This window comes from Bordetella tumulicola (genome assembly GCF_054779135.1).
The window spans coordinates 611,583-633,959 of record NZ_BAAGYU010000010.1; the positions used below are offsets into that span (position 1 = coordinate 611,583).

The window sequence follows — 22,377 nt, forward strand, 5'->3', positions numbered from 1 at the left end:
ATGTCCTTCGAAGGAAGCTGTCATTGCGGCGCTGTCAGATTTGAAGTCCAGGGCCCCATCCCGACGCAGGCCGTCAGTTGCAATTGTTCGCATTGCCGGCGCAAGGGGTTTCTGTTGTCCTTCGTTCCGGCAGAGCAATTTACGTTGGTGCAAGGTGAGGACTCGCTGCGCTCGTATCGATTCAACACGCACAAGATTGACCATCGTTTTTGCCAGACGTGCGGCATAGAGGCTTTCGCCGAGGGGGCGAATCCAGACGGGTCCGCGGTTCGTGCTGTAAACCTGCGTTGTGTGCCATCCATTGACCTGGATGCGTTGACGTTACAGAAATTTGACGGCGCCGCTGCTTAGGGAATTTTGTTGGCGGGATGGCGAGACACACTGATCAGCTACAATTCCGTCCACACAAAAGCCCAGCTAGGCGACTAGACGCTCCGCCATCCTTGTTCCGACCCCGACCGGTCTCGGTTGGGGTTTTTTGCTGCTGGGCCACCCTAAGGCAAAAAACCATCCACGCTGCGCCTTCGGCTTGCTGCCCCCAAGGGGCTTTTTTACTTATTCGCCCGAAAATGAAGATTTCCCCTCGATGATTATTCTCAAGAACGTGACCGTGCGTCGCGGCAGCAAAGTATTGCTCGACAAAACCTCCGTTACGCTTAATCCCGGGGAAAAGGTAGGCTTGGTCGGCCGCAATGGTGCGGGCAAGTCATCGTTATTCGCCGTGCTCAATGGCACCCTGCACGAGGACGCCGGCGAATTTTCCATTCCTGCGCAGTGGCGTATGTCGCAAGTGGCGCAGGATATGCCGGAAACCGAGCAAAGCGCGACGGATTTTGTGGTGGAGGGCGACACCGTCTTGCTGGCCGCGCAAACCGAGGTCGCCGCCTCCGAGGCCAGCGAGGATGGCATGCGTATGGCGCACGCCTACATGGCATTACACGACGCAGGCGCACACGATGCGCCCGCCCGTGCGCAGGCGCTCATATTAGGGCTTGGTTTCAGCGTGGCCGAGCTCGACAGGCCGGTAAACAGTTTCTCGGGCGGATGGCGCATGCGCCTGCAATTGGCGCGAGCCCTGATGTGCCCGTCAGAATTGCTGTTGCTGGACGAGCCGACCAACCACTTGGATTTGGACGCGCTGGTATGGTTGGAAGCCTGGCTCAAGAATTATGCCGGCACGATGGTCGTCATCAGCCATGACCGTGAGTTCCTGGATGCCGTCACCGCTGTCACGCTACATATCGACCAGGGCAAACTGGTGCGCTATGGCGGCAATTACAGCAAGTTTGAAGACATGCGGGCTGAGCAAATGTTGCTGCAACAGGCAGCACACGCCAAGCAGCAGGAAAAGGCTGCGCATCTGCAAAAATTCATTGACCGATTCAAGGCAAAAGCCAGCAAGGCCAAGCAGGCACAAAGCCGGGTCAAGGCTCTGGAGCGCATGGAAAAAATTGCGCCCATTCTGGCCGACGCAGAGTTCCAGTTCGAATTCAAAGAGCCTTTGAACTTGCCCAACCCCATGCTGTCGATGTCCGCCGCCAGCTGCGGTTACCCGCCACCGGAAGACGCGCCGACCGGTGCAACGCCCACCGTCATCGTGCAGAACATCAATCGTTCTGTCTTGGCGGGACAACGTATCGGTATTCTTGGTGCCAACGGCCAAGGTAAGTCGACATTGGTAAAAACCATTGCCGGCGCATTGCACCCGATCGCGGGCGAGATCATCACGGGGAAAGGCCTGAATATCGGCTACTTTTCTCAGCAGGAGTTGGATGTCTTGCGGCCCGCCGACAATCCGCTGGAACACATGATTCGTCTGGTGCGAGACACTCCGGCTGGCATGCGCCCCAGCGCTATGGACTGTCGCGAACAGGGGCTGCGCAATTTCCTGGGCACCTTTAATTTCAGTGGCGACATGGTCAAGCAGGCTGTTGGCAGTATGAGCGGCGGAGAAAAGGCGCGTCTGGTTTTGTGCATGATCGTCTGGCAACGTCCCAATTTACTGCTGCTCGACGAACCGACCAATCATCTGGATCTGGCTACCCGCGAGGCCCTGAGCGTTGCCTTGAACGAGTTCGAGGGTTCAGTGATGCTGGTCAGCCATGATCGCGCATTGTTGCGCTCCGTTTGCGACGAGTTCTGGCTGGTATCGCGCGGTGGGATAAAAGACTTCGAGGGCGACCTGGATGATTACCAGGTTTATTTATTAGAAGAAGCCAAACGCCAGCGCGAGGCTGCTTCTCGGCGGGCTGCTTGATCCAGAGGGCGTATCGCTGACTGTTGGGCACGTCGGGACTTTGCCGAGTCCTGTACCCAACGTCAGCGATTTTTTCAGCGGCCGCGGGTCATCGATTCCAGTACACCGTCACGCTTTATCCAGCCATGGAACAGCGCGGCCGCAAGATGCAGCAGCACCGTGGCAAACAGCAGAAAGGCAAGATAACGGTGGGCGCCGCGCAACCAGGCAAACAGGGCTGCATCAGTGGGCGCAATGGGTGGCAATAGCCAGCCACCCACTATTACTGGATAACCGCCGGCCGACACCATCGCCCAGCCGATCACCGGCATGGCGAACATCAGCACGTATAACAAAATGTGCGACGCGTGCGACGCCTTGCGCTGCCAAGCCGGCATCGTGCCGGGCAACGCTGGAACCCCTTTGTACAGCCGCGTACCCAGGCGTATGCATACCAGCACCAGCAGTGCTACGCCCAGCGGCTTGTGGATCTGCATCAGCCATTGATGACGCTCGGAAACCGTGGCCACCATGCCCACGCCGATAAACAGCATCGCAATGATGCCGATCGCCATTAACCAATGCAGAAAACGTGACAGCCGACTGAACTTGGCCGGAGGGCGATGAAGGGAATAGGCTGACAAGCTCATTGTGTGCGCTCCGGTAGGGTCGGATGAGGTGAGATCATTGCCCCCTGGTGTGGTCCCTCTCTAGTGCGACGTTCATAAGACGCCGCATAAGCGGCTGAGCGCGCCGGCAACAGCGGGTCATCTGAAATAGCAATACCTTGCGGCAGCACAGTCGGGTCGTAATTCACATCGCGGCAAGGGCCTTCGTCTTGCGGGACGCCGCTGGTTATCACCAAGGTACCTGCGTCGACGGTGGGCCGATCTTCCGGCCACTCCTTGGTCGCGTCATTAGTGGGGTCGTCGGCTGTTCCCAGCGTCACCAGCAGACGCCAGGTCAATGGCCCTTGCTCCAACCGTTGCAGCAGGTCGGCTTGCAAAAAATTGCCATCATGCTGCGGTTGGGCCGCTGACGCCGCTGCGGCATTCAACGGTGCCAGACGCCAGCGTACGGGCTGTTGCTTGCCTTGCGCATCGACAAAGTAAAAGGCATTCAGGCTGTAGTAGCTTTCGGTGGCGTAGCTGGCCGACGGTTTGGCGGTCTTGGCCCATGCACGGAATGCCGCCGTTTCGGGGTGCGCCGCGAAAAACGCTTGTACGCGTTGCGGGTCGGGCTTGCCAGTCGTAGGATCAGGGCTGGTGGCAACCTGCTGGTCGTAGAACGCCTGCGGCGTCGCCACCGCGAACACCGGTATGTTGTTCATGGCGGCGCGCCACTGTTCACCATTGGGGGACTTGAACAGCAATGCAAAACTGCGGACGGGCACACTCGCATCCGGCACAACCGGATTACCGCCCGGCAAGGCTAACCGCCCCACGACCGGCGTTTTGCCCGATGCGAGCACCGCCGCCGTTGACAACGCATGTGCCGAACCATTGCTTTCAAAATGGCCAACGACACAGACCCCCTTGGCGTGATTGCGACGAAAGCCCGGATGGACGCCGCTCTTGGCTTCCAGTGCATCCACCACTCGGTCCGGCGTCAGCCGTTGCGGGTCCAGCCAGCCGCCCACGTACGCAAAAGCAGCACCCGAGGCAAGCAAAATAGTGCCGATCACGCCCAGGCGCAGGTAAGTTTGCCGGGCATTGAGCGGCCGGGCATCGCGTTCAGGTTCGTGCTGCATAAGGCTCCTTACCCCGATAGGGCGCTGAATATCCCTGTAAGACGCCAGGCCAGAAAAATTATTCCATCAGGGAATAATTTTTCTCTTACAACATAGATCCAGAGAGCTGCTTATCCTTTGAATAAGTGAGTCGCATGTGTGATCGCTCCGCCAGCCCTGATCGCCGCTGCCACGAGGGCGGCTTGCGCCAATTGCTCATCGGTTGCGCCAGCGGTGCGAGCTGCCTTGGTATGCAATTCCAGGCAATAAGGGCACTGGGTGGTGAGCGAGACCGCGACGGCAATCAGTTGCTTCGTACGAACCGAGAGCGCACCCTCGGCAAATACCGCCTTATCAAATGCCCAGAAACCGGCCATTGCCTCGGGTGCGGTTTCGTCCAGCTTCTTCAGTAAACTCATGTTTTTCATGTCGTACATGGGATATCTCCGTAGAAAGGGGGTGAACGAATCATGCTAGTCTCATCACCGTGCGATCTGATCCAGAATTCGTGCGAAATCGTCCAAAATGGTAAGCCTGGCTTAGCCGCTTCTGACGTTCTTGACGAATTGCTGGCTACTCTCGAAGTGGGCGCAACGCATTTCACTGCTTGCGACATTCGGCGAGGCTGGAGCGTCAAGTTCGACGCCTGTCAGACCGCGACCTTGCACTATTGTCTGGCGGGCACGGGAACCTTGACCCTCCCGCGAGATGCGATCGCGCTGAATCCCCATACCTTTGTGCTCTTGCCGGCCGGCATTGCCTATTGTCTGGAGAGCTCCCCATCATCGCCAATACGGCTGGAATACCGGCAAAGGCTTCACGCGCCGCAAACAGGTCAATCGGTCCCCACGGTCACGGTCGGTCAGGGTGAACCTGGAATGTCTACCGCTTGCGGGGAGGTGAGTATCGGTCCCCAATCCGGTCCGGACCCGTTCAGTTTCTTGAGGGCACCCCTGGTGGCGCGCTTTGATGATGCTGAAGGGCTGCGCAGCCAATTCGTCATGATGTTGGCAGAGGCTTCCCGGTCCGCCGTGGGGTCGCGCGCGCTGATCGAGACATTATTGAAACAGTGCTTAATTCTGGCGCTACGCCGTTGCATACAACAAGGCGACCGTGTGTTGCCCTGGCTGTTCGATGTCAGCGATTCCGGACTTGCCCTTGCGCTAAAAGCTATTTTCCGACAACCTGAGGCTCCATTTACCGTCGAACGCCTGGCTACGATTGCCGGCATGAGCCGCTCTTCGTTTGCTGCGTCCTTCACCGAGAATTTCGGCCGCTCTCCCATGAGTTTGGTGAAAATTGTTCGTCTGCGTCGCGCAGCGGAGTTGTTGACCACGACCTCGCTGCCCGTCGCCGATGTGGCCAAGCGCGCGGGATTTTCTAGCCGCAGCAATTTTTCCCACTCGTTCAGCCTGTTATATGGAACAGATCCGTCCGGGTTTCGCCGCGCGTCCAGGCTGAGATAGGAGGCTGGCGCAGCTAGCGGGGAGGGTTGACTGCGGATGTTCTCTGTTGGTGTCGAGCCTCTTGGGAGGTATCGTGTGAGTGATGTAAGCTGATTGCTGTTCACTCGGCTAGCGCACGATGCGGCGATCGACCTGCTGTTCGCCGCCACAGGTATCCCGATATGGCAAAAACAGGGGCGTCCACATTCAAGGCAACACTACTTCGTCCGGCGAAACCCGGTGAGGACGACGCATGGGCGTTTCTGGTTTTGCCCAAAACCGCTAGCGATACCTTACCGAGGCGGGGTCGAACCTCCGTAGAGGGGACGATTAACGGGTGTCCGTTTCAAGCCACATTGGAACCCGACGGTCAGCTCAGCCATTGGCTCAAGGTCGATGACTCGCTTCAAAAGACCGCGGCCGTGTCACCTGGAGACACGGTGACCGTTCAATTATCTTCGGCCAAGCCGGAACCCGAGCCGCAAGTCCCCAACGACCTGCGGGAAGCCCTTGCCGCATCTGCGGACGCTAAGGCGGCTTGGGACGACACGACGACCATCGCACGGGTGGATTGGATCCACTGGATTGAGTCGGCAAAGCAGGCCAAAACACGGCAGCGCCGGGTCGAGAACGCTTGCGACATGCTGGCTTCGGGAAAGCTGCGTGTCTGCTGCTTTGATCAGTCTGGTTTCTATAGCAAGAGTCTGAGCGCGCCTAAGACGAAGGCATAGCCCTGCGACGGCTTCTTTGGCTAGAATCCAACGCCGCACCGGCGTTGGCACAGAGCTAGGCCTTTGTAAGGGTAAAACCCCCCCACCTTTCGTGAATAATAACGATTATCATACGTGTTCTGTTACTTTTGAACATGGAATTCATGGTGGAACAACCCTCCGGCGATCGCGCAGGCGCGCAAAGACGCATGACCGTAGCCATCAAACGCGTATTGACCGGTGGCGGCGTGGCGTTTTATGCGGCGACGGCAACGGCACAGACGACGGCACCGGATGCGGCGTCCATCAGCGTGTTACCCACCGTCACGGTGTCGGGTGCGCCGGAGGCCTTGGGCGAGGCGCCTGCGCCGATCGCGGGGGGCCAGATCGGCGGGGGGGCCCGCATGGGCATTCTGGGCAACACCTCCATCATGGACACGCCCTTCAGCGTTACGAGCTACACCGCCCAGACCATAGAAAACGCGCAGGCGCGCTCTGTGGCCGACGTGGCTACCTTGGATCCGTCTGTACGCATGAGCAGTGCGCGATCCAACATTAACGAAGACCTCACCATCCGCGGCTTCAATGTGCCTACGGCGGACTTTGCGTTCAACGGCATGTTCGGCTTGGCTCCCTACTGGCGTGCCCCCGTCGAGACGCTGGAGCGGGTGGAAATCATCAAAGGCCCGTCCGCGGCACTGTTTGGCATGACGCCGGGCGGCAGCATAGGTGGCGTCGTCAACCTGGTGCCCAAGCGCGCGACCGATGAGCCGATCACCCGCATTACAGGCAGCGTGGCATCGGACTCTGTTTTTGGCGTGCATGCAGACATCGGCCGCCGCTTCGGGCCGGACAACGCTTTCGGGATACGCGTGAACGCGATGACCCGGGATGGTGATACGCCGATCAAGGGTCAATCGGTGCGTGATAGCCTGGCTTCTCTGGCGCTGGACTATCGTGGCGAATCACTGCGCGCCTCACTGGACCTGCTTTGGCAAAAGGAACACATCGACAATGTCGTGCGCCAGTTCCAGATGGGCCCGGCCTTGACGTCGGTCCCCGAGGCGCCGAGCAACAACAACCCCTATCCCGGCCTGGGCTATAGCGATGGTCGCAATGGCTCGGGTGTCTTCAAGGTCGAATACGACTTGACGGACAACATCACCGCCTACGCCGGTTATGGTCAGCGCAAGTTGAACTGGGATTCCTTTGCCGCGAACCCCGTCCTGCTGAACTCGCAAGGCGATTATTCCTTCGCTGGCGGCTGGCAACGGATGACGGTCGACAGCAAGTCCACCGAGGCTGGCTTACGCGGTACGTTCGCCACCGGCCCGGTGAATCACAACGTCGCCTTCAGCTACACCAAGCTGGACCAGGACGCCCGACTGGGTTTCTATACGGACTATCCGGTTGGCAGTTCCAATATCTATTCGGGCGACGTCTTCGACACCCCCTCTACATCCGGCGTCGACAACCCGCTGCGGCGATACCAGGATACGAAACTCACCAGCTATGCCTTGGCGGACACCCTGTCCTTCATGCAGGATCAGTTGCAATTGTCTTTGGGCGTGCGCCGCCAGCAGGTAGAAAGCCAGAACTACAACTTCATGACTGGCGATGCCAGTGGGCCGCGCTACGACGAGCGCGCCACTACGCCATTCGCCGGCGTGGTATTCAAAGTACGGCCCGACCTCTCGCTGTATGCCAGCTACGTCGAAGGCTTGTCCCAGGGCGACACCGCACCCACCAGCGCGGCAATTACCAATCCCGGTGAAACGCTACCGCCGTTCAAGTCCAAGCAAAAAGAGATCGGCGTCAAATACAACCTGAACGACGACATATTGGCCACGATCAGCCTGTTTGAACTGACCCGGCCCAGTTCCGGCATCTCTGGCGATACCTTTGGTGTCTTCGGTGAACAGCGCAACCGCGGCCTGGAGGCTACCTTCGCAGGTGAGGTGACGCGTGGCGTGCGATTACTGGGCGGCGTCAGCTACATCGACGGCGTCATCACCGACGCCGTGTCACCCGACCTCGAAGACAACAAGGCCATCGGCGTGCCCGATTGGCAATTCAACCTCGGCGCGGAATGGGATACGCCTTTCCTGCCAGGCTTGACGTTGACGGGGCGTGTCATCTACACCGCCAGCACGTATGCCGATGCCGCCAATTCGCTGTCCGTTCCCAGCTGGACCCGGGTTGACGCCGGCGCGCGCTACGAGACCAAGATCAGTGGTAAGCCCGTCACGTTCCGCCTGAATGTGGAAAACCTGTTTGACAGGGATTACTGGGGCACCGCGACCGCGGGCTACCTGTTTGTAGGATCGCCGCGCACGTTCACACTATCGACCAGCATCGCCTTCTGAGGACACCGTGATGTCTACCCATACTTGGTCCTGGATTCATAAGTGGAGCAGTCTGGTCTGCACGGTATTCATGCTGCTGCTTTGCCTGACCGGGCTACCCCTTATCTTTCACGAAGAAATCGAGCACCTGTCGGGCGTGGTCGAGGCGCCGCTCATGCCTGCGGGTACGCCGAACGCCAGTATGGACCAGATTGCGCAGGCGGCATTGGAACGCCGTCCGGGCGAGGTCATCCGCTACATGTTCTGGGAGCAGGATGAGCATCCCGACATTACGTATGTCTCGATGGCCAGTGCCGTCGATGCCCCGCCCGAGGAGAACAACGCGGTCGTTGTGGATTCGCGCACGGCCAAGGTGCTGGACGAACCGGCGACCAATGAAGGTTTCATGTATGTCATGCTCAAGCTCCATACGGATATGTTTGCAGGGTTGCCGGGCATGCTATTCCTGGGGGCCATGGGCCTGCTGATGGTCGTGGCCATCGTGTCGGGGGTGGTGCTGTACTACCCCTTCATGCGCCGCCTGAAATTCGGCGCGCTACGCACCCAGCGAAGCACGCGCGTCAAATGGCTGGACTGGCACAACCTGCTGGGCATCGTCACGGTGGTCTGGCTTACGGTGGTGGGTATTACGGGTACCATTAATACACTGAACCGAGTCGTCCTGGGACTGTGGCAGATGGACCAGATGGCCGAAATGACGGCGCCTTACCGCGGCTTGCCGCCTGTGACCCAGCCTGCGCATCTGGAACAGTCCATCCGCGCCGCTCGCGCCGCGGTGCCCGACATGACTGTGAGCCTGGTGGCATTTCCGGGAACGATGTTCTCCAGTCCCCATCACTACACCTTCTTTCTGAAGGGCAGCACGCCAGTCACTGCGCGCCTGCTCAAGCCTGCCCTGGTCGATGCCTCCACCGGTCGCCTGACCGATTCGCGGGATATGCCCTGGTACGTGAAGACGCTGTTCCTGTCGCAGCCGCTGCACTTTGGCGACTACGGCGGTCTGCCGTTGAAGCTGCTATGGGCGTTGTTGGACATTTTCGCTATCGTTGTCCTGGGCAGCGGCTTATACCTGTGGTTGCGCAAGCCCAAGGCGGTGACGGCGCCCAAGACGCAGACCGACGGCATGCCAGAGCCCGCAAGTGCCCTGCGCCGCACGAATACTAACGAGGTCGCGCAATGAACAAGTATGAATTCCGGTATGTGCGCACCGATCACCAGCAATCGCCTGGCGAGGTTTTTAACGTCCCGATCTGGTTGGGCGTAGCGTCTATCGTTGGTCTTGTATCGGCGCTGCTGGGCGATGGCGTTTGGGACGGATTGTCGTGGCTGGTGATACTGGCGCCGATTGCGACTGTGGTGTGGGCCTGGCGTCGACGAGGCGGGTGAACGGGGCGAGAGTTATGCTCGGACGTTGCTTCACTGATAGGCACAGCGGTTTGATAAGCGCCTTGCTGCCCTAGGATGCTCTTTTTGACGGTGCGGCGCCCGATTTGGTTTATCGATACCCATGCCCATTATCCAATGCTTAGCGCATAGCTATAACGCGCCGATCTGCCAGCGATTGGATAGCCGATGCTTCCATGCCTAGTCTTTCACTCAGTACTTCTCGTGTGTGCTGTCCAAGCTTAGGGGCTGCGTGGCGATATTGCACAACAGATTCGGAGAACTTCACCGGATTCGCTACACCGGGGACCTGTTTTCCGTCGTTATCCGGCATATTGACCTGCATGTTTCGATGTTGGATTTGCGGATGTTCAAAAACCGCTTTGTAATCGTTGATACGACCGTTTGGGATGCCGTGATCAGTCAGTCGCGCTAGCCAGTATGCTGACTCCCGCGTGATAAAGGTACGCTCGACTTCCGGGATCAACGCCTGACGATGAATGATGCGGTCGCTTCCCGTAGCGTAGCGCGGATCGGTAGCCAGATCGTCCCGTTGCAATGCCTGGCAGAATCGCTGCCATTGCGCGTCGTTGCCGGCGGCCACAATGACGTGACCATCGCTCGATTTCAGTACTTCATAGGGAACCAGAGCAGGGTGTGCATTACCGTAGCGCTGTGGTACGTCCCCGCTGACCAAATGGTTAAAAGCCAGGTTCGCACCAAAAGCTGTTATGCAGTCGAGTAATGCAAGATCTATGTACTGACCCGTGCCGGTCGTGGCCCGCCGGTGGAGCGCGGCGAGCACTGCGCTTGACGCGTACATCCCCGTGACGATATCCGCGATAGCCACGCCGACTTTCTGAGGCCCGCCACCAGGGAGATTGTCACGCTCACCTGTGACGCTCATCAAGCCGCCTTCCCCCTGAAAAATAAAGTCATATCCAGGACGGGCAGCATAGGGGCCCGTTTGACCATAACCAGTGATCGAGCAGTAGATTAGTCCGGGCTTTGCACGAGAGAGCGACGCGTAATCCAGCCCGTGGCGGGCGAGGTCTCCCACTTTGAAGTTCTCGATCAGCACATCGGCATGCATGGCGAGGGCGTGCACAAGCTTCTGGCCGTCGGCATTGGAGATATCCACAGACACAGATTTTTTGTTGCGGTTGGCCGCGGCGAAGTAGGTTGAGTGACGCTGGTTGCCTGCTGTGCTTGGATTATCAGCGTCGGGCCCTGGAGCTAGATCGGCGTTAGGCATCCAGGGTGGTCCCCAGCTTCGCGTATCGTCGCCGACTTCCGGACGTTCGATCTTGATGACCTCCGCGCCGAAATCGGCCAACATTTGCGTACACCAAGGGCCAGCGAGTATCCGTGTCAGATCGAGTACGACGACACCCGATAGTGCACCAGTATCGGCTTGATTCATCTCCGCCAGAGAACCGTCATTGGAGTTGGACATTCGCTTCTTTCAGAGTTTGTGCGTAGACCGCAAGCTGATCTTTGATAAAGACTTCCAGCTCCGCGGTGGTGGAACTGGCGGGGAGGAAGTTCTGGCGTGCCAACTGTTGCTTGATATCCTCCTGTTGGAGTACCTTGGCCACCGCGCGCGACAGTTTTTCGGCCCGATCACTCGGCATATTGGCGGGTCCCTGCAAGGCTGCCCAGGAAGAGACTGAGAACGCGGGGACACCCGCTTGCTTCATTGTTGGAATCTCAGGGAAGGCCGGGCTGCGTGTAGGCAGCGTAGTGGCCAACATGCGTAGCTTTCCTTGGGCAACGTACTGACCGGCAGTGGTTGGCGTTGCAAACATTAGCTGTACGCGATTGGCCACCAGATCTGTGACACCGGCAGGCTCGCCTTTGTAGGGGACATGCAGCATGTCGACCTTGGACAGTGAGAGCATCTGCCCGGTGGCGACGATGCCCGTCGGATTGCCGGTGGCGTAGTTCAGCTTTTCAGGGTGCGCGCGGCCATAGTCCAGCAATTCTTGTAGGGAATGTGCGGGGACTGATGCGTTGACAAATAGAAAGAACGAGTAGCGCCCCACCATAGAGATGCGCGAGAAGTCTTTGATGGGGTGGTAGGGTGGACTTTTCCGCATTGACGGTACGGCGCAGAAGCCGTTAGTGGACATCAACAGGGTATATCCGTCGGGAGCAGCACGGGCCACCTCTGCTGCACCGATCGCACCGTCGGCGCCCGCACGGTTTTCTACGATGACTGGCTGGCCCAGTGACTGGGTGAGCCCGCTGGCGATAATGCGGGTAATCGTGTCGGTTGCTGTTCCTGCCGTGAATGGCACGATGATTTTTACTGGCTTGTTGGGATAGGTGCCGCTTGCGTGTGCGATGCCTGCGACGGCAGCTACGAGCAAGGCTGCGATACTCGGCATGAATTTTCTAATCATAGTTGTCTCCTGTTTTATTTTTTTAAATAGGCATCGGGCCCGTAGAACTAGATACCCAGGAAAACGGGTTCACGTTTCTCGACGAATGCACGAAGTGCTTCGCGCGAATCTTCCGATTCTTTCAATAGGCACATCGTCTCGACGACGCTTTCCATCGAGCGTCGATAGTCGAGATCGTTGGCGCGCATGAACGCGTCTCGCAACATACGCATGGCTAACGGCGACTTCTGTGCAAGCCGCCGCGCCAACGCCCGGGCGCGTTCAAGGACCCGTTCGCGTGGTACTACTTCATTGACTACACCGAGGTGCATCATTTCTTCCGCACTGACAATATCGCCAGTGAAAAGTAGGTGAGCGGCCCGATGGCGCCCTGCTTGTCGCGGCAGATGAACCAGATGCATGGCAGGTAGGAGCCCCACGTTGATCTCGGGGTATCCCATTTCGGCTTCTTCTGCGGCGATTACCATGTCGCAGGACACGGCCCAAGTTACTCCGGCTGCGCGCGCATGCCCGTTTACGGCTGCAATGACGGGCTTGCCCATGCGATAGAGCGCCTCGTGCATCTCGTAGTAAAAGACCTCAATTAGTCGACGTAGTGCTTGGCCGTTGAATTCCAGTGCGATCTTCAAGTCGACCCCGGCAGAGAATACTGTTGGCAAGGCACTTTTCAAGATGACGGCTCGTGCCGAATCATCCTGCCGGGCACGATGGTAGGCGTCAACGACTTCGCGCGCCAATTGCATGTTGATGGCGTTCACTGGTCCGCGATCCATGGTGATTTCTGCAACGCCTTCTATAACCTCGTATCGAACGAACTCTTTCACTGGGTTGCCTCCATATTTGGGTGCTGGCGGGCTTGACGCCGCAACAGCCTGAATCGGGACATAATGTGCGTCAAACCCACCCTAGCGTCCAATACGTTTTACGGAACGACCCATACGCCCCGCGAATGACCACAGGTATAGAACTCCGACATTTCAGGCATTTTGTTGCTCTCGCTGAAGAACTGCACTTTGGTCGCGCGGCGCGGCGCTGCAACATATCGCAGCCACCCTTCAGCGTATCCATACGCCAGTTGGAACAGCAGCTCGGTTTTGCGCTCGTGGAGCGCTCGTCGCACGATGTCAGGTTGACGGCGGCGGGCACGGCCTTTTATCAAGAGGCGTGCAAAGCCTTATCCCAAGTTCGACAAGCGGCAGATGTCGCGACCAGAGTGCATGGAGGCTTGGATGGGGTGCTTCGCGTCGGCTTTTTCGCATCTATGTTGTATCGGGGCCTGGATCGGGCGGTCGATCGGTTCCGAGCCGAGTTCCCCGCGGTGGCTTTGCAATTGTTGGAGCTCAGTACCTCGGATCAGATTCCAGCGCTGTTGGGGCGTCAAATCCACTATGGATTTGTTCACAGCACAAAGCTGCCGACGGAGATCGCTGCCCGCGAGCTGCTAAGCGAGCCATTTCTACTGTGTTTGCCGCTGAAACACCCAGCCAGCAGCGAACAGATACAGAAACTGAGTGATTTTCGCGACGAGCCCTTTGTCTTGTTCTCACGGGCCTTCTCGCCGTCGTATTACGATCAGGTCGTTGCTCGTTGCTTGGCTGCGGGCTTTCACCCGGATATCCAGCACCACGTTCGGCACTGGCTGACCGTGGTGGCCTGCGTCTCGAAAGGCATGGGTGTAACTTTGGTGCCGCGTGCGCTCGCCAACGCAAAACTACCCGACGTGCGCTTCGCGACGATCGAGGACAGTACAGTGGAGTCCGTGGTTCATGGTGCCTGGCTTCATGCCGAAAACGATAGCGCCATTCTTAGTGCCTGGCACCGAGTGGTGGGGCAGGAAATAGGGATTTAGCGGTGGGCTGTTTCCGGAACAAACTTATCGACCCATACGCTAGACCGTATGGTTAATACGATTATTTCATTTGAACCCATATGACGGCGATCAGATAATGGCTTGCATTCGAAGAAATAAATAATTAACCCCGGAGACAACCGTCATGCTTATCGCCCCGCTACTGCGGAGGATGTCGTACGCTCTGTTGCTGAGCTTTACGCTGGGCTCGGCTGCCGTCCATGCCGCTGATACCTACCCTGACCGTCCCATTACCCTGGTCGTGCCATTTTCCGCAGGCGGGGGTGCCGATACTGTCGCCCGGCTGCTGGCCACCAAACTGCCCGCGCAGTTGGGCGGTCAATCCGTCATCGTGGATAACAAGCCGGGCGCCTCAGGCAATATCGGCGCCAATCAGGTCGCCGGCGCACCGGCAGATGGGTATACCTTTTTGCTGACTAACAGCACGCTTACTATCAATGCCAGCTTGAATATGCAGGGTACGCCGGATGTACGCAAACAGCTGACACCGCTATCCCTGCTGGTGCTCGCACCTGTGGCGTTGGGTGTCAATGCAACGATACCGGCCAAGACAGTGCCCGAGTTGATCGACTTCATCCGGAAGAACAACGGCAAGCTCAGCTATTCTTCCTGCGGCAACGGTACGCCGCAGCACTTTGCGGGTGAGTCCATCAGACTGGCCGCCGATCTTGACATGGTGCATGTGCCCTACAAGGGATGCGCGCCGGCTATTAATGACGGACTCGGCAATCAGGTGCCCATCCTTTTCAGCACGATTCCCAATCTGGCGCCGCACGCCGAGACGGGTAAGTTACGCATGCTGGCTGTGGCATCCGCCAAGCGGGTGTCGTTCCTGCCAGATCTGCCAACCATCGCCGAGACCAAGCCGTTCGGCGCTTTGGATATTTCGGTTTGGTTCGGTGTGTTTGGCCCGCAGGGCTTGCCCAAAGAGGTGAAGGCGAAGTTCGAGGCGGCCGTTACCGCCACCATGGCGGACCCCGACGTGCAGAAAGCGTTCCGCGATCGCTACTACGAGATCGAGAAGACTGGCGCTACCGCGATGGCTAGTCAAATTGATAAGGATCTGGAGATGTACGGTAATCTGGCCAAACATTCCGGCATCAAACTGCAATAGCGCGGCTTCAATTTCAGACTTTGTTGTAAGGACACTCCATGAGCAATTCGCATGATCTCAAGACCTGCATCGATGATCTGGTCGTCGCCAACCGCGTACTGGCACGCTTTGGCGTGCTGGACGGTTTCGGCCATGTCAGTGTGCGGCATCCGCACGATACGCAGCGCTTTCTGTTGTCTCGCTCGCTAGCTCCCGAGCTCGTCACCGCCGACGACATCATGGAGTTTGGCATGGACTCTGAAGTGACCACGGACGACGACCGAAAGCCCTATCTCGAGCGCTATATTCATGGCGAGATCTATCGTGCGCGGCCCGACGTCCATGCCGTCGTGCACAGCCATTCGCCATCGGTCATCCCTTTTGCGGGATCTTCCGTGCGGTTGCAGCCCATTTACCACATGGCGGGCTTTCTAGGCAGCGGCGCACCGGTGTTTGATATCCGATGCTGCTTTGGGGACACGGACATGCTGGTGCGCAATCGCGATCATGGCAAAGAGTTGGCGAAGACACTCGGTGATCGGCAGATTTCATTGATGCGCGGACATGGTTTCGTCTCCGTGGGCGACGGCATACCGGTCGCGGTCTATCGCGCCATCTATACCGAAATGAATGCGGCGCTTCAGCAAAAGGCCATCGGCCTGAATGGCGACATCACCTACCTGAGCCAGGAAGAGGCCGCGCTGGCTGACGAGATGATGGCCGGTGTAATGAATCGACCCTGGGAACTGTGGAAAAAGAAGGCCTATGAGTGATTGCCGTGGCTATGCAATGCCTATCACGGTCTTCCCCCGCAAGTTGGTAAGCGGTGCGCAAGACCAAGAAGCGCGATGTATTGCAGATATCGCTAAACGCGCCAGTATTCAGGCAAAGTAAGGACTGTTGACGTATCGTCTGCCTTCATCGTGCGTCGATTTGATTGTCTGCCCCGAAGAGACGTATGCTGATTCACCACATTGACTCACGTCCGATCGAGGTATTCCCACCATGGCGCTGGATGACTCTCTGGTTTCTCTTTCCGCGGTGACGTTGCGGCGGATGATAGGCGCACGGCAGCTTTCCCCTGTGGAGTTGCTGGAGGCGTGTATCGCCCGTATCGAAGCGGTGAACCCTTATGTGAACGCGGTGACAGCCAAAGCCTATGAACGCGCTCGCGCAGAAGCGCGTGCGGCGGAGCGGGCGGTGATGGCGGGGGATAAACTAGGTTTACTGCATGGTCTGCCGATGGGCGTGAAAGATCTAGAGCCGACGGCCGGCTTACTGACTACGTTTGGTTCGCCGATTTATCGGGATCACGTTCCAGAAGAGGACGTCGAGTTGGTCGCGCGGCTGCGTCGTGCGGGCGCGATTGTGACGGGCAAGACGAACGTGCCCGAGATGGGCGCCGGGGCGAACTCGCGCAATGCGGTGTGGGGCGCGACGGGGAATCCGTTTAATCCGAATTTGAATGCTGGCGGCTCCTCGGGTGGATCTGCCGCTGCTTTGGCCTGCGACATGTTGCCCGTGTGCACGGGTTCTGACACGGGAGGGTCATTACGCATTCCCGCCGCTAAATGCGGTGTGGTGGGTTTTCGTCCATCGCCCGGCGTGGTGCCCAGTGTGCGTAAATTATTGGGTTGGACCTCGATTTCGGTGGTAGGGCCAATGGGTCGCACAGTGGAGGATGCTTGCCTACAAATGGCGGCCACGGCAGGAATGGATGCGGGAGACCCCCTGAGCTATCCTCTGGACCCGTTGTCGTTTTTGCGTCCCGAGTCTGTCGATCTAGGTTCACTGCGTGTGGCGTACACCGAAGACTTTGGTGCGTGCGCTGTGGATAACGGTATGCGCGCTAGTTTCCGTGAAAAAATCGCGGCGATGAAGCATTTGTTTGCGGCCTGCGATCCCATTGACGTGGATCTAGGCGAAGTGCATCGATGCTTTGATGTATTGCGTGCCGAGGCATTTGTGGCAGGCATGCGCGAGGCTTACGAAAAGAACCCCGATAGTCTTGGCCCGAATACGCGTGCCAACTACGAGATGGGTGTTGTCATGAGCCTGCAAGACAGCGCCTGGGCGCAGGCCGAGCAGACATGCATCTTGAAGCGCTTCCAAGAGATCTATGCCGACTACGATTTGATCTTGTCACCGACGACGCCGGTATCGCCATTCCCGTGGACAACGCTGTACGCGGATACGATCAATGGCGAGAAACAGGAGAACTACTATCGTTGGCTTGCGCTGACGTATGTGGTGACGCTGACCACGCATCCCGCTTTGTCATTGCCTTGTGGTCTGGATGGCAGTGGAATGCCGTTTGGTCTGCAGATCATTGGGCCGTTCCGTGGCGATCGCGAGGTGCTGGGCGCGTCGTATGCGATGGAGCAGGCCTTTGCGCGTATTGATACGCTGCGCCGACCACGTCCGAATCTCGCGGCGCTCAAGCCCGCTGATCCGGCGCTGACGTCGATAGTGACCGCGCCACCGCAGCATCAATAGTTAAGCTGCAGCCTGGCGGCGTTCCAGTTCGGCAATGAGAACGGGCAGGAATGCCTCCGATAGCGCCGACAATCGCGCATCGGTCGCCGTCTGTACTTGCAAGGTACGTGTGCCAAACGCGGCATCGGCGATAGGGATGGCCACCAGTGAGCCAGCGGCCAGCGCATCGTTGAGCGTAATCGCGCCGGCAAGCGTGACGGCGTGTCCGGCTTCAACAATGCTGCGGATCATGGACGATGAATTGCTCGAAAACGCGACGTCAAAGGCGGATTCGTCATCCGCTGCTTGCCACGAATCGAACAATAAACGCACCGTGGTGCCCGAGTCGGTCAGTGCGATGGGATGCCCCTTTAGCGTGGCGAGCGACAGTCGTTTGCGGGACGAGAGCGGATGATGGGGGGCCATGATTGCTCGCACCGGAGAGGCTCGTTCGTATCGAACATCAATACCTTCATGAGCGGCCAGATTGAAAGCGATGCCAATGTCGATGATCTTGTCCCGCAATCGTTGAGCGATCACGAGTGGAGACGCCACCTGCACCTGAAATGCCACATCCGCATGATGATCCCGGTACAAGCAAATGGCCTTGGGCAAAAGGTTGCGTGCTACCGCCTCGTTCGAGCCGATACGGATAGTTGTGGCGCCTCGTTCGCCGAGGCTGTGGATATCGCGTAATACTCGCTCCGACTCCAGTGACATGCGCCGGGTGTGATCCGCCAACAGCTCACCTGGCCGCGTCAGCACCATGCCATGCGGACGCCGATGGAAAAGCAGTGCACCCGTATTGTCTTCCAGCTTTGCAATCTGGCGACTGATTGCCGACGGCGCGACGTGCAGCCGCAAGGCCGCCTCCTTGATACTGCCGGTGCGCACGACTTCCAGAAAATAGCGATGAGCGGTACTTAGCAAGAGAGCATCCCGATGAATTCTAATTTAGGCAATTACCATGCTAATTATTTGGCTTGATTGCAGAAATAGCAATTCTTAGAATGGATTGGTCGAGCCGGACAAGACGGGTCAACCGTCGGCTCGCACAGTCATCAATCAACGATCAGGGGAAAAAAATGGTCAATCAATACGTCGGCTTGAGAGGGTATGTTGCTAGCCGATCCTTCGCTTATGCGCGTGTTTCCTTGTCAATCATGCGCAAGGCGGCTCGTGTGTTGAGCATTCTCGGGCTATTCGCCGTTAGCGGTTGGTTTACCGCGCCTGTCCAGGCGGCGGAGTTTCCACAGCGCGCTATTCAGCTCATTCTGTCGTTTCCCGCTGGTGGGGCAACCGATGTACTGGCGCGTGAACTCAGCCAATACATGGGCGCTACGCTCGGTCAATCAGTAGTTGTCTTGAACCGCCCAGGCGCGGGTGGCTATATTGGAATGCAGGCCGGTGCCCGCGCAGAACCCGACGGGTATACGCTCTATATCTCGTCGGTGATGTCCAATGCGGTCTATGAGGGAGTCAATGGCAAGCAGCCGGTATCACTGGACCAGGACTTTGAAGCTATCGGCGGTATTGCCAGCGCACCTCATATTTTGGTTGTACCAACCAAAATCGGCGTGAAGGATTTTGCTGGCCTGGTTAGTTATCTGAAGGCCGCGCCGGGGAAATACAATTATGCCTCGATGGGCGCCGGCACTTTATCCAACCTCGAGGCCGAGATATTCAAGGAGCAAGCGGGTGTGGATGCGCTGCAGATCCCCTACAAGGGGAGTAGCCAGGCTTTGCCGGAAGTGATCACAGGGTCGTCGGCCTTCATGTTCGACAGCGTCACCAGCTCATTGCCGCATATCGAGGCAGGCCGTGTCAATGTGCTGGGCGTCGCCTCGGCCACGCGTCTGGGAGTGATTCCGGAGGTGCCCACCATGGAAGAGTTGGGCGTGTCCGGCCTGCAAGCCGAAAACCTTTTTGCGTTGATGGCGCCCAAAGGGACGCCGAGCGCACGCATCGACGTGATCTATGCCGCTTTGGCTAAAGCGCAAGCCGACGAAGGTTTCCGTAAAGCGATCGCTGCCCAAGGCTTTCTGATTAGCAAAATTGATCGCGAGGCGTTGCCTGGGTTTATCTTGGAGCAGCAGTCATTCTGGAACAAGAAAGTCAAAAGCTTGAACATCGCCGTCGCGAAGTAAATCAATCTCTCCCGCATCGCGGGTCACGATACTGGTGACCTCTCTGTCGCCAGTATCCTCCTTTCGCCCAGTCATCTTATGCCCATCACCGACGATTCATTCTGGCAGTTTCCCTATCCCTCACAACGTATGCCCGTCCTGGCCGACAATGTCGTCAGTACGTCGCAACCTTTGGCGAGTGCCGCGGGTCTGCAAATGCTCGCGCGCGGCGGAAATGCCGTCGATGCCGCGTTGGCGACTGCCATTGCGCTTACCGTGGTCGAGCCATGTATGAATGGCATCGGCGGCGATATGTTTGCCATCGTTTGGGATGGAAAGGCATTACACGGTCTGAATGCGTCAGGGCGAGCGCCTGCCGCGTGGGAAACCGCGCGGTTTGCGGACAAGGCCGAAATGGATTCCATTGGATGGGGCAGTGTGACGGTGCCGGGTACCGTATCGGGTTGGCGTGCGATCTGGGAAAAATTTGGCACCCTGCCGTTCGAGGACTTATTTGAGCCCGCTATTCGTTATGCACGCGATGGCTATCTTGTATCACCGACCGTGCATCGCCAATGGCAGAAGCAGATTGCCAAGCTGCAAGGGCAGCCCGGCTTTGCCGAAGCATTCGCACCGGGCGGACGTGCGCCACGCCCGGGAGAGCGGTTCACTTATCCTGGCCAGGCCAAAACGTTGGAACTGATTGCGCAATCGAAGGGTGAGAGCTTTTATCGGGGAGAGCTGGCCGCTGCTATTGCCACGCATGCACGCAACACGGGTGGGCTGATGACAGAGCAAGATCTGGCGTCGCACACGGCGGATTGGGTCGCCCCCATCAGCATGAAGTATCGGGGTCATGAGCTTTACGAGATTGGTCCCAATGGGCAAGGCATCGGCGCGCTGATGGCGTTGGGTATGCTCAATGCATTCGACCTGCGTGCCAGTGGCCTGGATACCGCTCAAACCTTGCACCTGCAAATCGAGGCGATGAAACTCGCGTTTGCTGATATGAGCGAGCATGTTGGTGACCCGGACCACATGGCAGTCACGAGCGAGCAATTGCTCGATCCTGGTTATCTGGCAGAGCGCGCCAAACACATCGATCCCCATCGTGCCAGTACTGCACGTCATGGCTCGCCACATAGCGGTGGCACCGTTTATCTGACAGCCGCCGACAAGCAGGGCATGATGGTTTCTTTCATTCAATCCAACTTCAAGGGGTTCGGGTCGGGTGTGGTCGTGCCGGGTACTGGTATCGCGTTGCAAAATCGTGGTTGGGGCTTCAGCACGCGTGCCGGCCATCCCAATGTGGTTGCTCCTGGAAAACGTCCTTTTCACACGATCATTCCCGGCTTTGTCATGAAAGATGGCACGCCGCTGATGAGCTTCGGTCTGATGGGTGGGTCGATGCAGGCACAAGGCCATCTTCAAATGGTCAGCCGTCTAGCCGATTTTGGGCAAAACCCTCAAGCGGCCAGCGACGCGCCTCGCTGGCGCGTCAAGGACGACAATATGGGCGTTGCTGTCGAGTGGAACACACCGCCCGATGTGGTGACACAATTGCGTATGCTCGGTCATGACGTCCATGTGGCGCCGCGATTTGACCTAGAGTTCGGCAGTGCTCAAATGGCGATGCGACTCGAAGAGGGTTATCTTGCGGCATCCGACCATCGCAAAGATGGCTACGCAGTGGGATTGTGATGCGCGCGCACCGAGCGCAGCGCCGGTGCGTCGCAGGCGCTAGTCGCTTGGTGCTTTTGTAGCTGACGGCATCATCAGCTCGCATTTCACTTATACAGTGCGTCTCGTATCTCGGCAGAGGCGCCCAAGCGTTTGGATAGCTCGTGCGCGTAGCCCTGGACCAAGCTCTCGAAGCGGGCTTTGTCCACGTGATCCAGGCGAGCCGTAGGTCCCGCGATAGTCAGCGCCCCGACGAAGCGATCATCGTCACCAATGACGGGTGTCGACCACGAAGACGTATAGGGATCTCGCGCCCCGCGAGAAGAGAGTGGCAGCCGTTCGTCACTCGAGCATTTGCCTTGGGCCCACATGGCAAACACGCGTCCCGTCGACGAGAGGTCCGGCGGCATCACGGTGCCGGCCAAGACCTGACTGTGTAGCCCCTGATGGGGTTGATGACGAAATAAGCACAGGCGGTGACCGGGCTGCCCGGACTCTACGTAATACGCTGCGCTTTCGCCGGTTTCCTCGGACAGGCGTTCCAGTATGGGCATCACGACGGCGTCGAGGTCAAAGCCGCGCTCGTAGACCCGCGCCAAGTACAGCACGCGCGGCCCCAGGCTGTAGCGGCCGTCGATCTCGCGAACGACATAGCCGCAGCGGACCAGCGAATTCAATAACCGAAAGATCGTGGTTTTGTGCAGGCTCAACCGAGTGGCAAAGTCCGCTAGCGAAAGATGTTCAGCTCCAGGTTTGAAGCAGTCCAGCACACTTAATGCGCGTTCTACCGCGGTAACGCCATCGTTGCTCATCAGCTAATTTCCCTTGTATATCCTAGTCTGTTGTATAGAGTACAGCG

Annotated in this window: 20 protein-coding genes and 1 pseudogene; 13 read left to right on the top strand and 8 right to left on the bottom strand. The window is 58.1% G+C overall.

The window, feature by feature from the left end; genetic code table 11:
* Positions 1-351: a GFA family protein gene (locus tag ACYVDM_RS20140; RefSeq protein WP_415788161.1), complete on the top strand. Its 351-nt coding sequence runs from the start codon at positions 1-3 to the stop codon at positions 349-351.
* Between the two features lie 235 nt (positions 352-586).
* Positions 587-2,257 (top strand): ABC-F family ATP-binding cassette domain-containing protein, encoded by a 1,671-nt coding sequence (locus ACYVDM_RS20145; RefSeq protein ID WP_415788163.1) that lies wholly within the window; start codon positions 587-589, stop codon positions 2,255-2,257.
* Between the two features lie 74 nt (positions 2,258-2,331).
* Here the strand turns inward: ACYVDM_RS20145 and ACYVDM_RS20150 are convergent, their stop codons facing one another.
* The 3 genes from ACYVDM_RS20150 to ACYVDM_RS20160 form a co-directional block, all read right to left on the bottom strand.
* The gene (locus ACYVDM_RS20150) at positions 2,332-2,886 is read right to left on the bottom strand and encodes a cytochrome b (protein WP_415788165.1); all 555 of its coding nucleotides are present in this window, start codon (positions 2,884-2,886) and stop codon (positions 2,332-2,334) included.
* Positions 2,883-3,986, bottom strand: coding sequence for a catalase family peroxidase (locus ACYVDM_RS20155; RefSeq protein ID WP_415788167.1), 1,104 nt, complete (start codon positions 3,984-3,986; stop codon positions 2,883-2,885). Before ACYVDM_RS20155 ends, ACYVDM_RS20150 begins: the two co-directional genes overlap by 4 nt.
* Before the next feature lie 110 nt (positions 3,987-4,096).
* Complete coding sequence (locus ACYVDM_RS20160) at positions 4,097-4,402, bottom strand: carboxymuconolactone decarboxylase family protein (protein WP_415788169.1); 306 nt, start codon at positions 4,400-4,402, stop codon at positions 4,097-4,099.
* A gap of 33 nt (positions 4,403-4,435) precedes the next feature.
* Here ACYVDM_RS20160 and ACYVDM_RS20165 point away from each other — a divergent pair, with 33 nt between their 5' ends.
* The 5 genes from ACYVDM_RS20165 to ACYVDM_RS20185 all read left to right on the top strand — a co-directional run bounded on the left by ACYVDM_RS20165 (position 4,436) and on the right by ACYVDM_RS20185 (position 9,872).
* Positions 4,436-5,431 carry an AraC family transcriptional regulator gene (locus ACYVDM_RS20165; protein ID WP_415788171.1) on the top strand — a complete coding sequence of 332 codons (996 nt, stop codon included), beginning with the start codon at positions 4,436-4,438 and terminating at the stop codon, positions 5,429-5,431.
* A gap of 161 nt (positions 5,432-5,592) precedes the next feature.
* Positions 5,593-6,141: a YdeI/OmpD-associated family protein gene (locus tag ACYVDM_RS20170; protein WP_415788173.1), complete on the top strand. Its 549-nt coding sequence runs from the start codon at positions 5,593-5,595 to the stop codon at positions 6,139-6,141.
* A gap of 188 nt (positions 6,142-6,329) precedes the next feature.
* Positions 6,330-8,486 carry a TonB-dependent receptor gene (locus ACYVDM_RS20175; protein WP_415788176.1) on the top strand — a complete coding sequence of 719 codons (2,157 nt, stop codon included), beginning with the start codon at positions 6,330-6,332 and terminating at the stop codon, positions 8,484-8,486.
* A gap of 10 nt (positions 8,487-8,496) precedes the next feature.
* The gene (locus ACYVDM_RS20180) at positions 8,497-9,666 is read left to right on the top strand and encodes a PepSY-associated TM helix domain-containing protein (protein WP_415788178.1); all 1,170 of its coding nucleotides are present in this window, start codon (positions 8,497-8,499) and stop codon (positions 9,664-9,666) included.
* Positions 9,663-9,872 carry a hypothetical protein gene (locus tag ACYVDM_RS20185; protein ID WP_415788180.1) on the top strand — a complete coding sequence of 70 codons (210 nt, stop codon included), beginning with the start codon at positions 9,663-9,665 and terminating at the stop codon, positions 9,870-9,872. Before ACYVDM_RS20180 ends, ACYVDM_RS20185 begins: the two co-directional genes overlap by 4 nt.
* A gap of 139 nt (positions 9,873-10,011) precedes the next feature.
* Here ACYVDM_RS20185 and ACYVDM_RS20190 read toward each other — a convergent pair whose 3' ends face one another.
* The 3 genes from ACYVDM_RS20190 to ACYVDM_RS20200 are packed head-to-tail and all read right to left on the bottom strand — an operon-like array spanning position 10,012 to position 13,098.
* On the bottom strand, positions 10,012-11,325 hold the full coding sequence (locus ACYVDM_RS20190) for a CaiB/BaiF CoA transferase family protein (RefSeq protein WP_460475446.1): 1,314 nt from the start codon (positions 11,323-11,325) through the stop codon (positions 10,012-10,014).
* A complete protein-coding gene (locus tag ACYVDM_RS20195; RefSeq protein ID WP_415788182.1) occupies positions 11,309-12,274 on the bottom strand; it encodes a Bug family tripartite tricarboxylate transporter substrate binding protein in 966 nt (321 codons plus the stop codon). The genes ACYVDM_RS20190 and ACYVDM_RS20195 overlap by 17 nt, the downstream gene beginning before the upstream one ends.
* Positions 12,275-12,321: 47 nt before the next feature.
* Positions 12,322-13,098, bottom strand: coding sequence for an enoyl-CoA hydratase/isomerase family protein (locus ACYVDM_RS20200; RefSeq protein WP_415788184.1), 777 nt, complete (start codon positions 13,096-13,098; stop codon positions 12,322-12,324).
* Between the two features lie 125 nt (positions 13,099-13,223).
* Here ACYVDM_RS20200 and ACYVDM_RS20205 point away from each other — a divergent pair, with 125 nt between their 5' ends.
* The 4 genes from ACYVDM_RS20205 (at position 13,224) to ACYVDM_RS20220 (ending at position 17,733) form a co-directional block, all read left to right on the top strand.
* Entirely contained in the window at positions 13,224-14,123 is a 900-nt protein-coding gene (locus ACYVDM_RS20205; RefSeq protein WP_415788186.1) for a LysR family transcriptional regulator, read from the top strand.
* 145 nt (positions 14,124-14,268) lie between these two features.
* Complete coding sequence (locus ACYVDM_RS20210; protein ID WP_415788188.1) at positions 14,269-15,258, top strand: tripartite tricarboxylate transporter substrate binding protein; 990 nt, start codon at positions 14,269-14,271, stop codon at positions 15,256-15,258.
* 38 nt (positions 15,259-15,296) lie between these two features.
* Positions 15,297-16,010: a class II aldolase/adducin family protein gene (locus tag ACYVDM_RS20215; protein ID WP_415788190.1), complete on the top strand. Its 714-nt coding sequence runs from the start codon at positions 15,297-15,299 to the stop codon at positions 16,008-16,010.
* Between the two features lie 232 nt (positions 16,011-16,242).
* Positions 16,243-17,733, top strand: coding sequence for an amidase (locus ACYVDM_RS20220; RefSeq protein WP_415788192.1), 1,491 nt, complete (start codon positions 16,243-16,245; stop codon positions 17,731-17,733).
* A 90-nt stretch (positions 17,734-17,823) separates the two neighbouring features.
* Here ACYVDM_RS20220 and ACYVDM_RS20225 read toward each other — a convergent pair.
* Positions 17,824-18,642: pseudogene (locus tag ACYVDM_RS20225) on the bottom strand (LysR family transcriptional regulator); the annotation flags it as partial.
* A gap of 80 nt (positions 18,643-18,722) precedes the next feature.
* On the opposite strand from ACYVDM_RS20225, the gene ACYVDM_RS20230 reads away from it, so the two are divergent.
* Together ACYVDM_RS20230 and ggt are read left to right on the top strand one after the other, a co-directional pair.
* Positions 18,723-19,859 carry a Bug family tripartite tricarboxylate transporter substrate binding protein gene (locus ACYVDM_RS20230; protein WP_415788194.1) on the top strand — a complete coding sequence of 379 codons (1,137 nt, stop codon included), beginning with the start codon at positions 18,723-18,725 and terminating at the stop codon, positions 19,857-19,859.
* Between the two features lie 78 nt (positions 19,860-19,937).
* Positions 19,938-21,539, top strand: coding sequence for a gamma-glutamyltransferase (ggt, locus tag ACYVDM_RS20235; RefSeq protein ID WP_415788196.1), 1,602 nt, complete (start codon positions 19,938-19,940; stop codon positions 21,537-21,539).
* Between the two features lie 86 nt (positions 21,540-21,625).
* On the opposite strand, the gene ACYVDM_RS20240 is transcribed toward ggt, so the two are convergent.
* The gene (locus tag ACYVDM_RS20240) at positions 21,626-22,330 is read right to left on the bottom strand and encodes an IclR family transcriptional regulator (protein ID WP_415788198.1); all 705 of its coding nucleotides are present in this window, start codon (positions 22,328-22,330) and stop codon (positions 21,626-21,628) included.
* Positions 22,331-22,377: the final 47 nt, after the last annotated feature.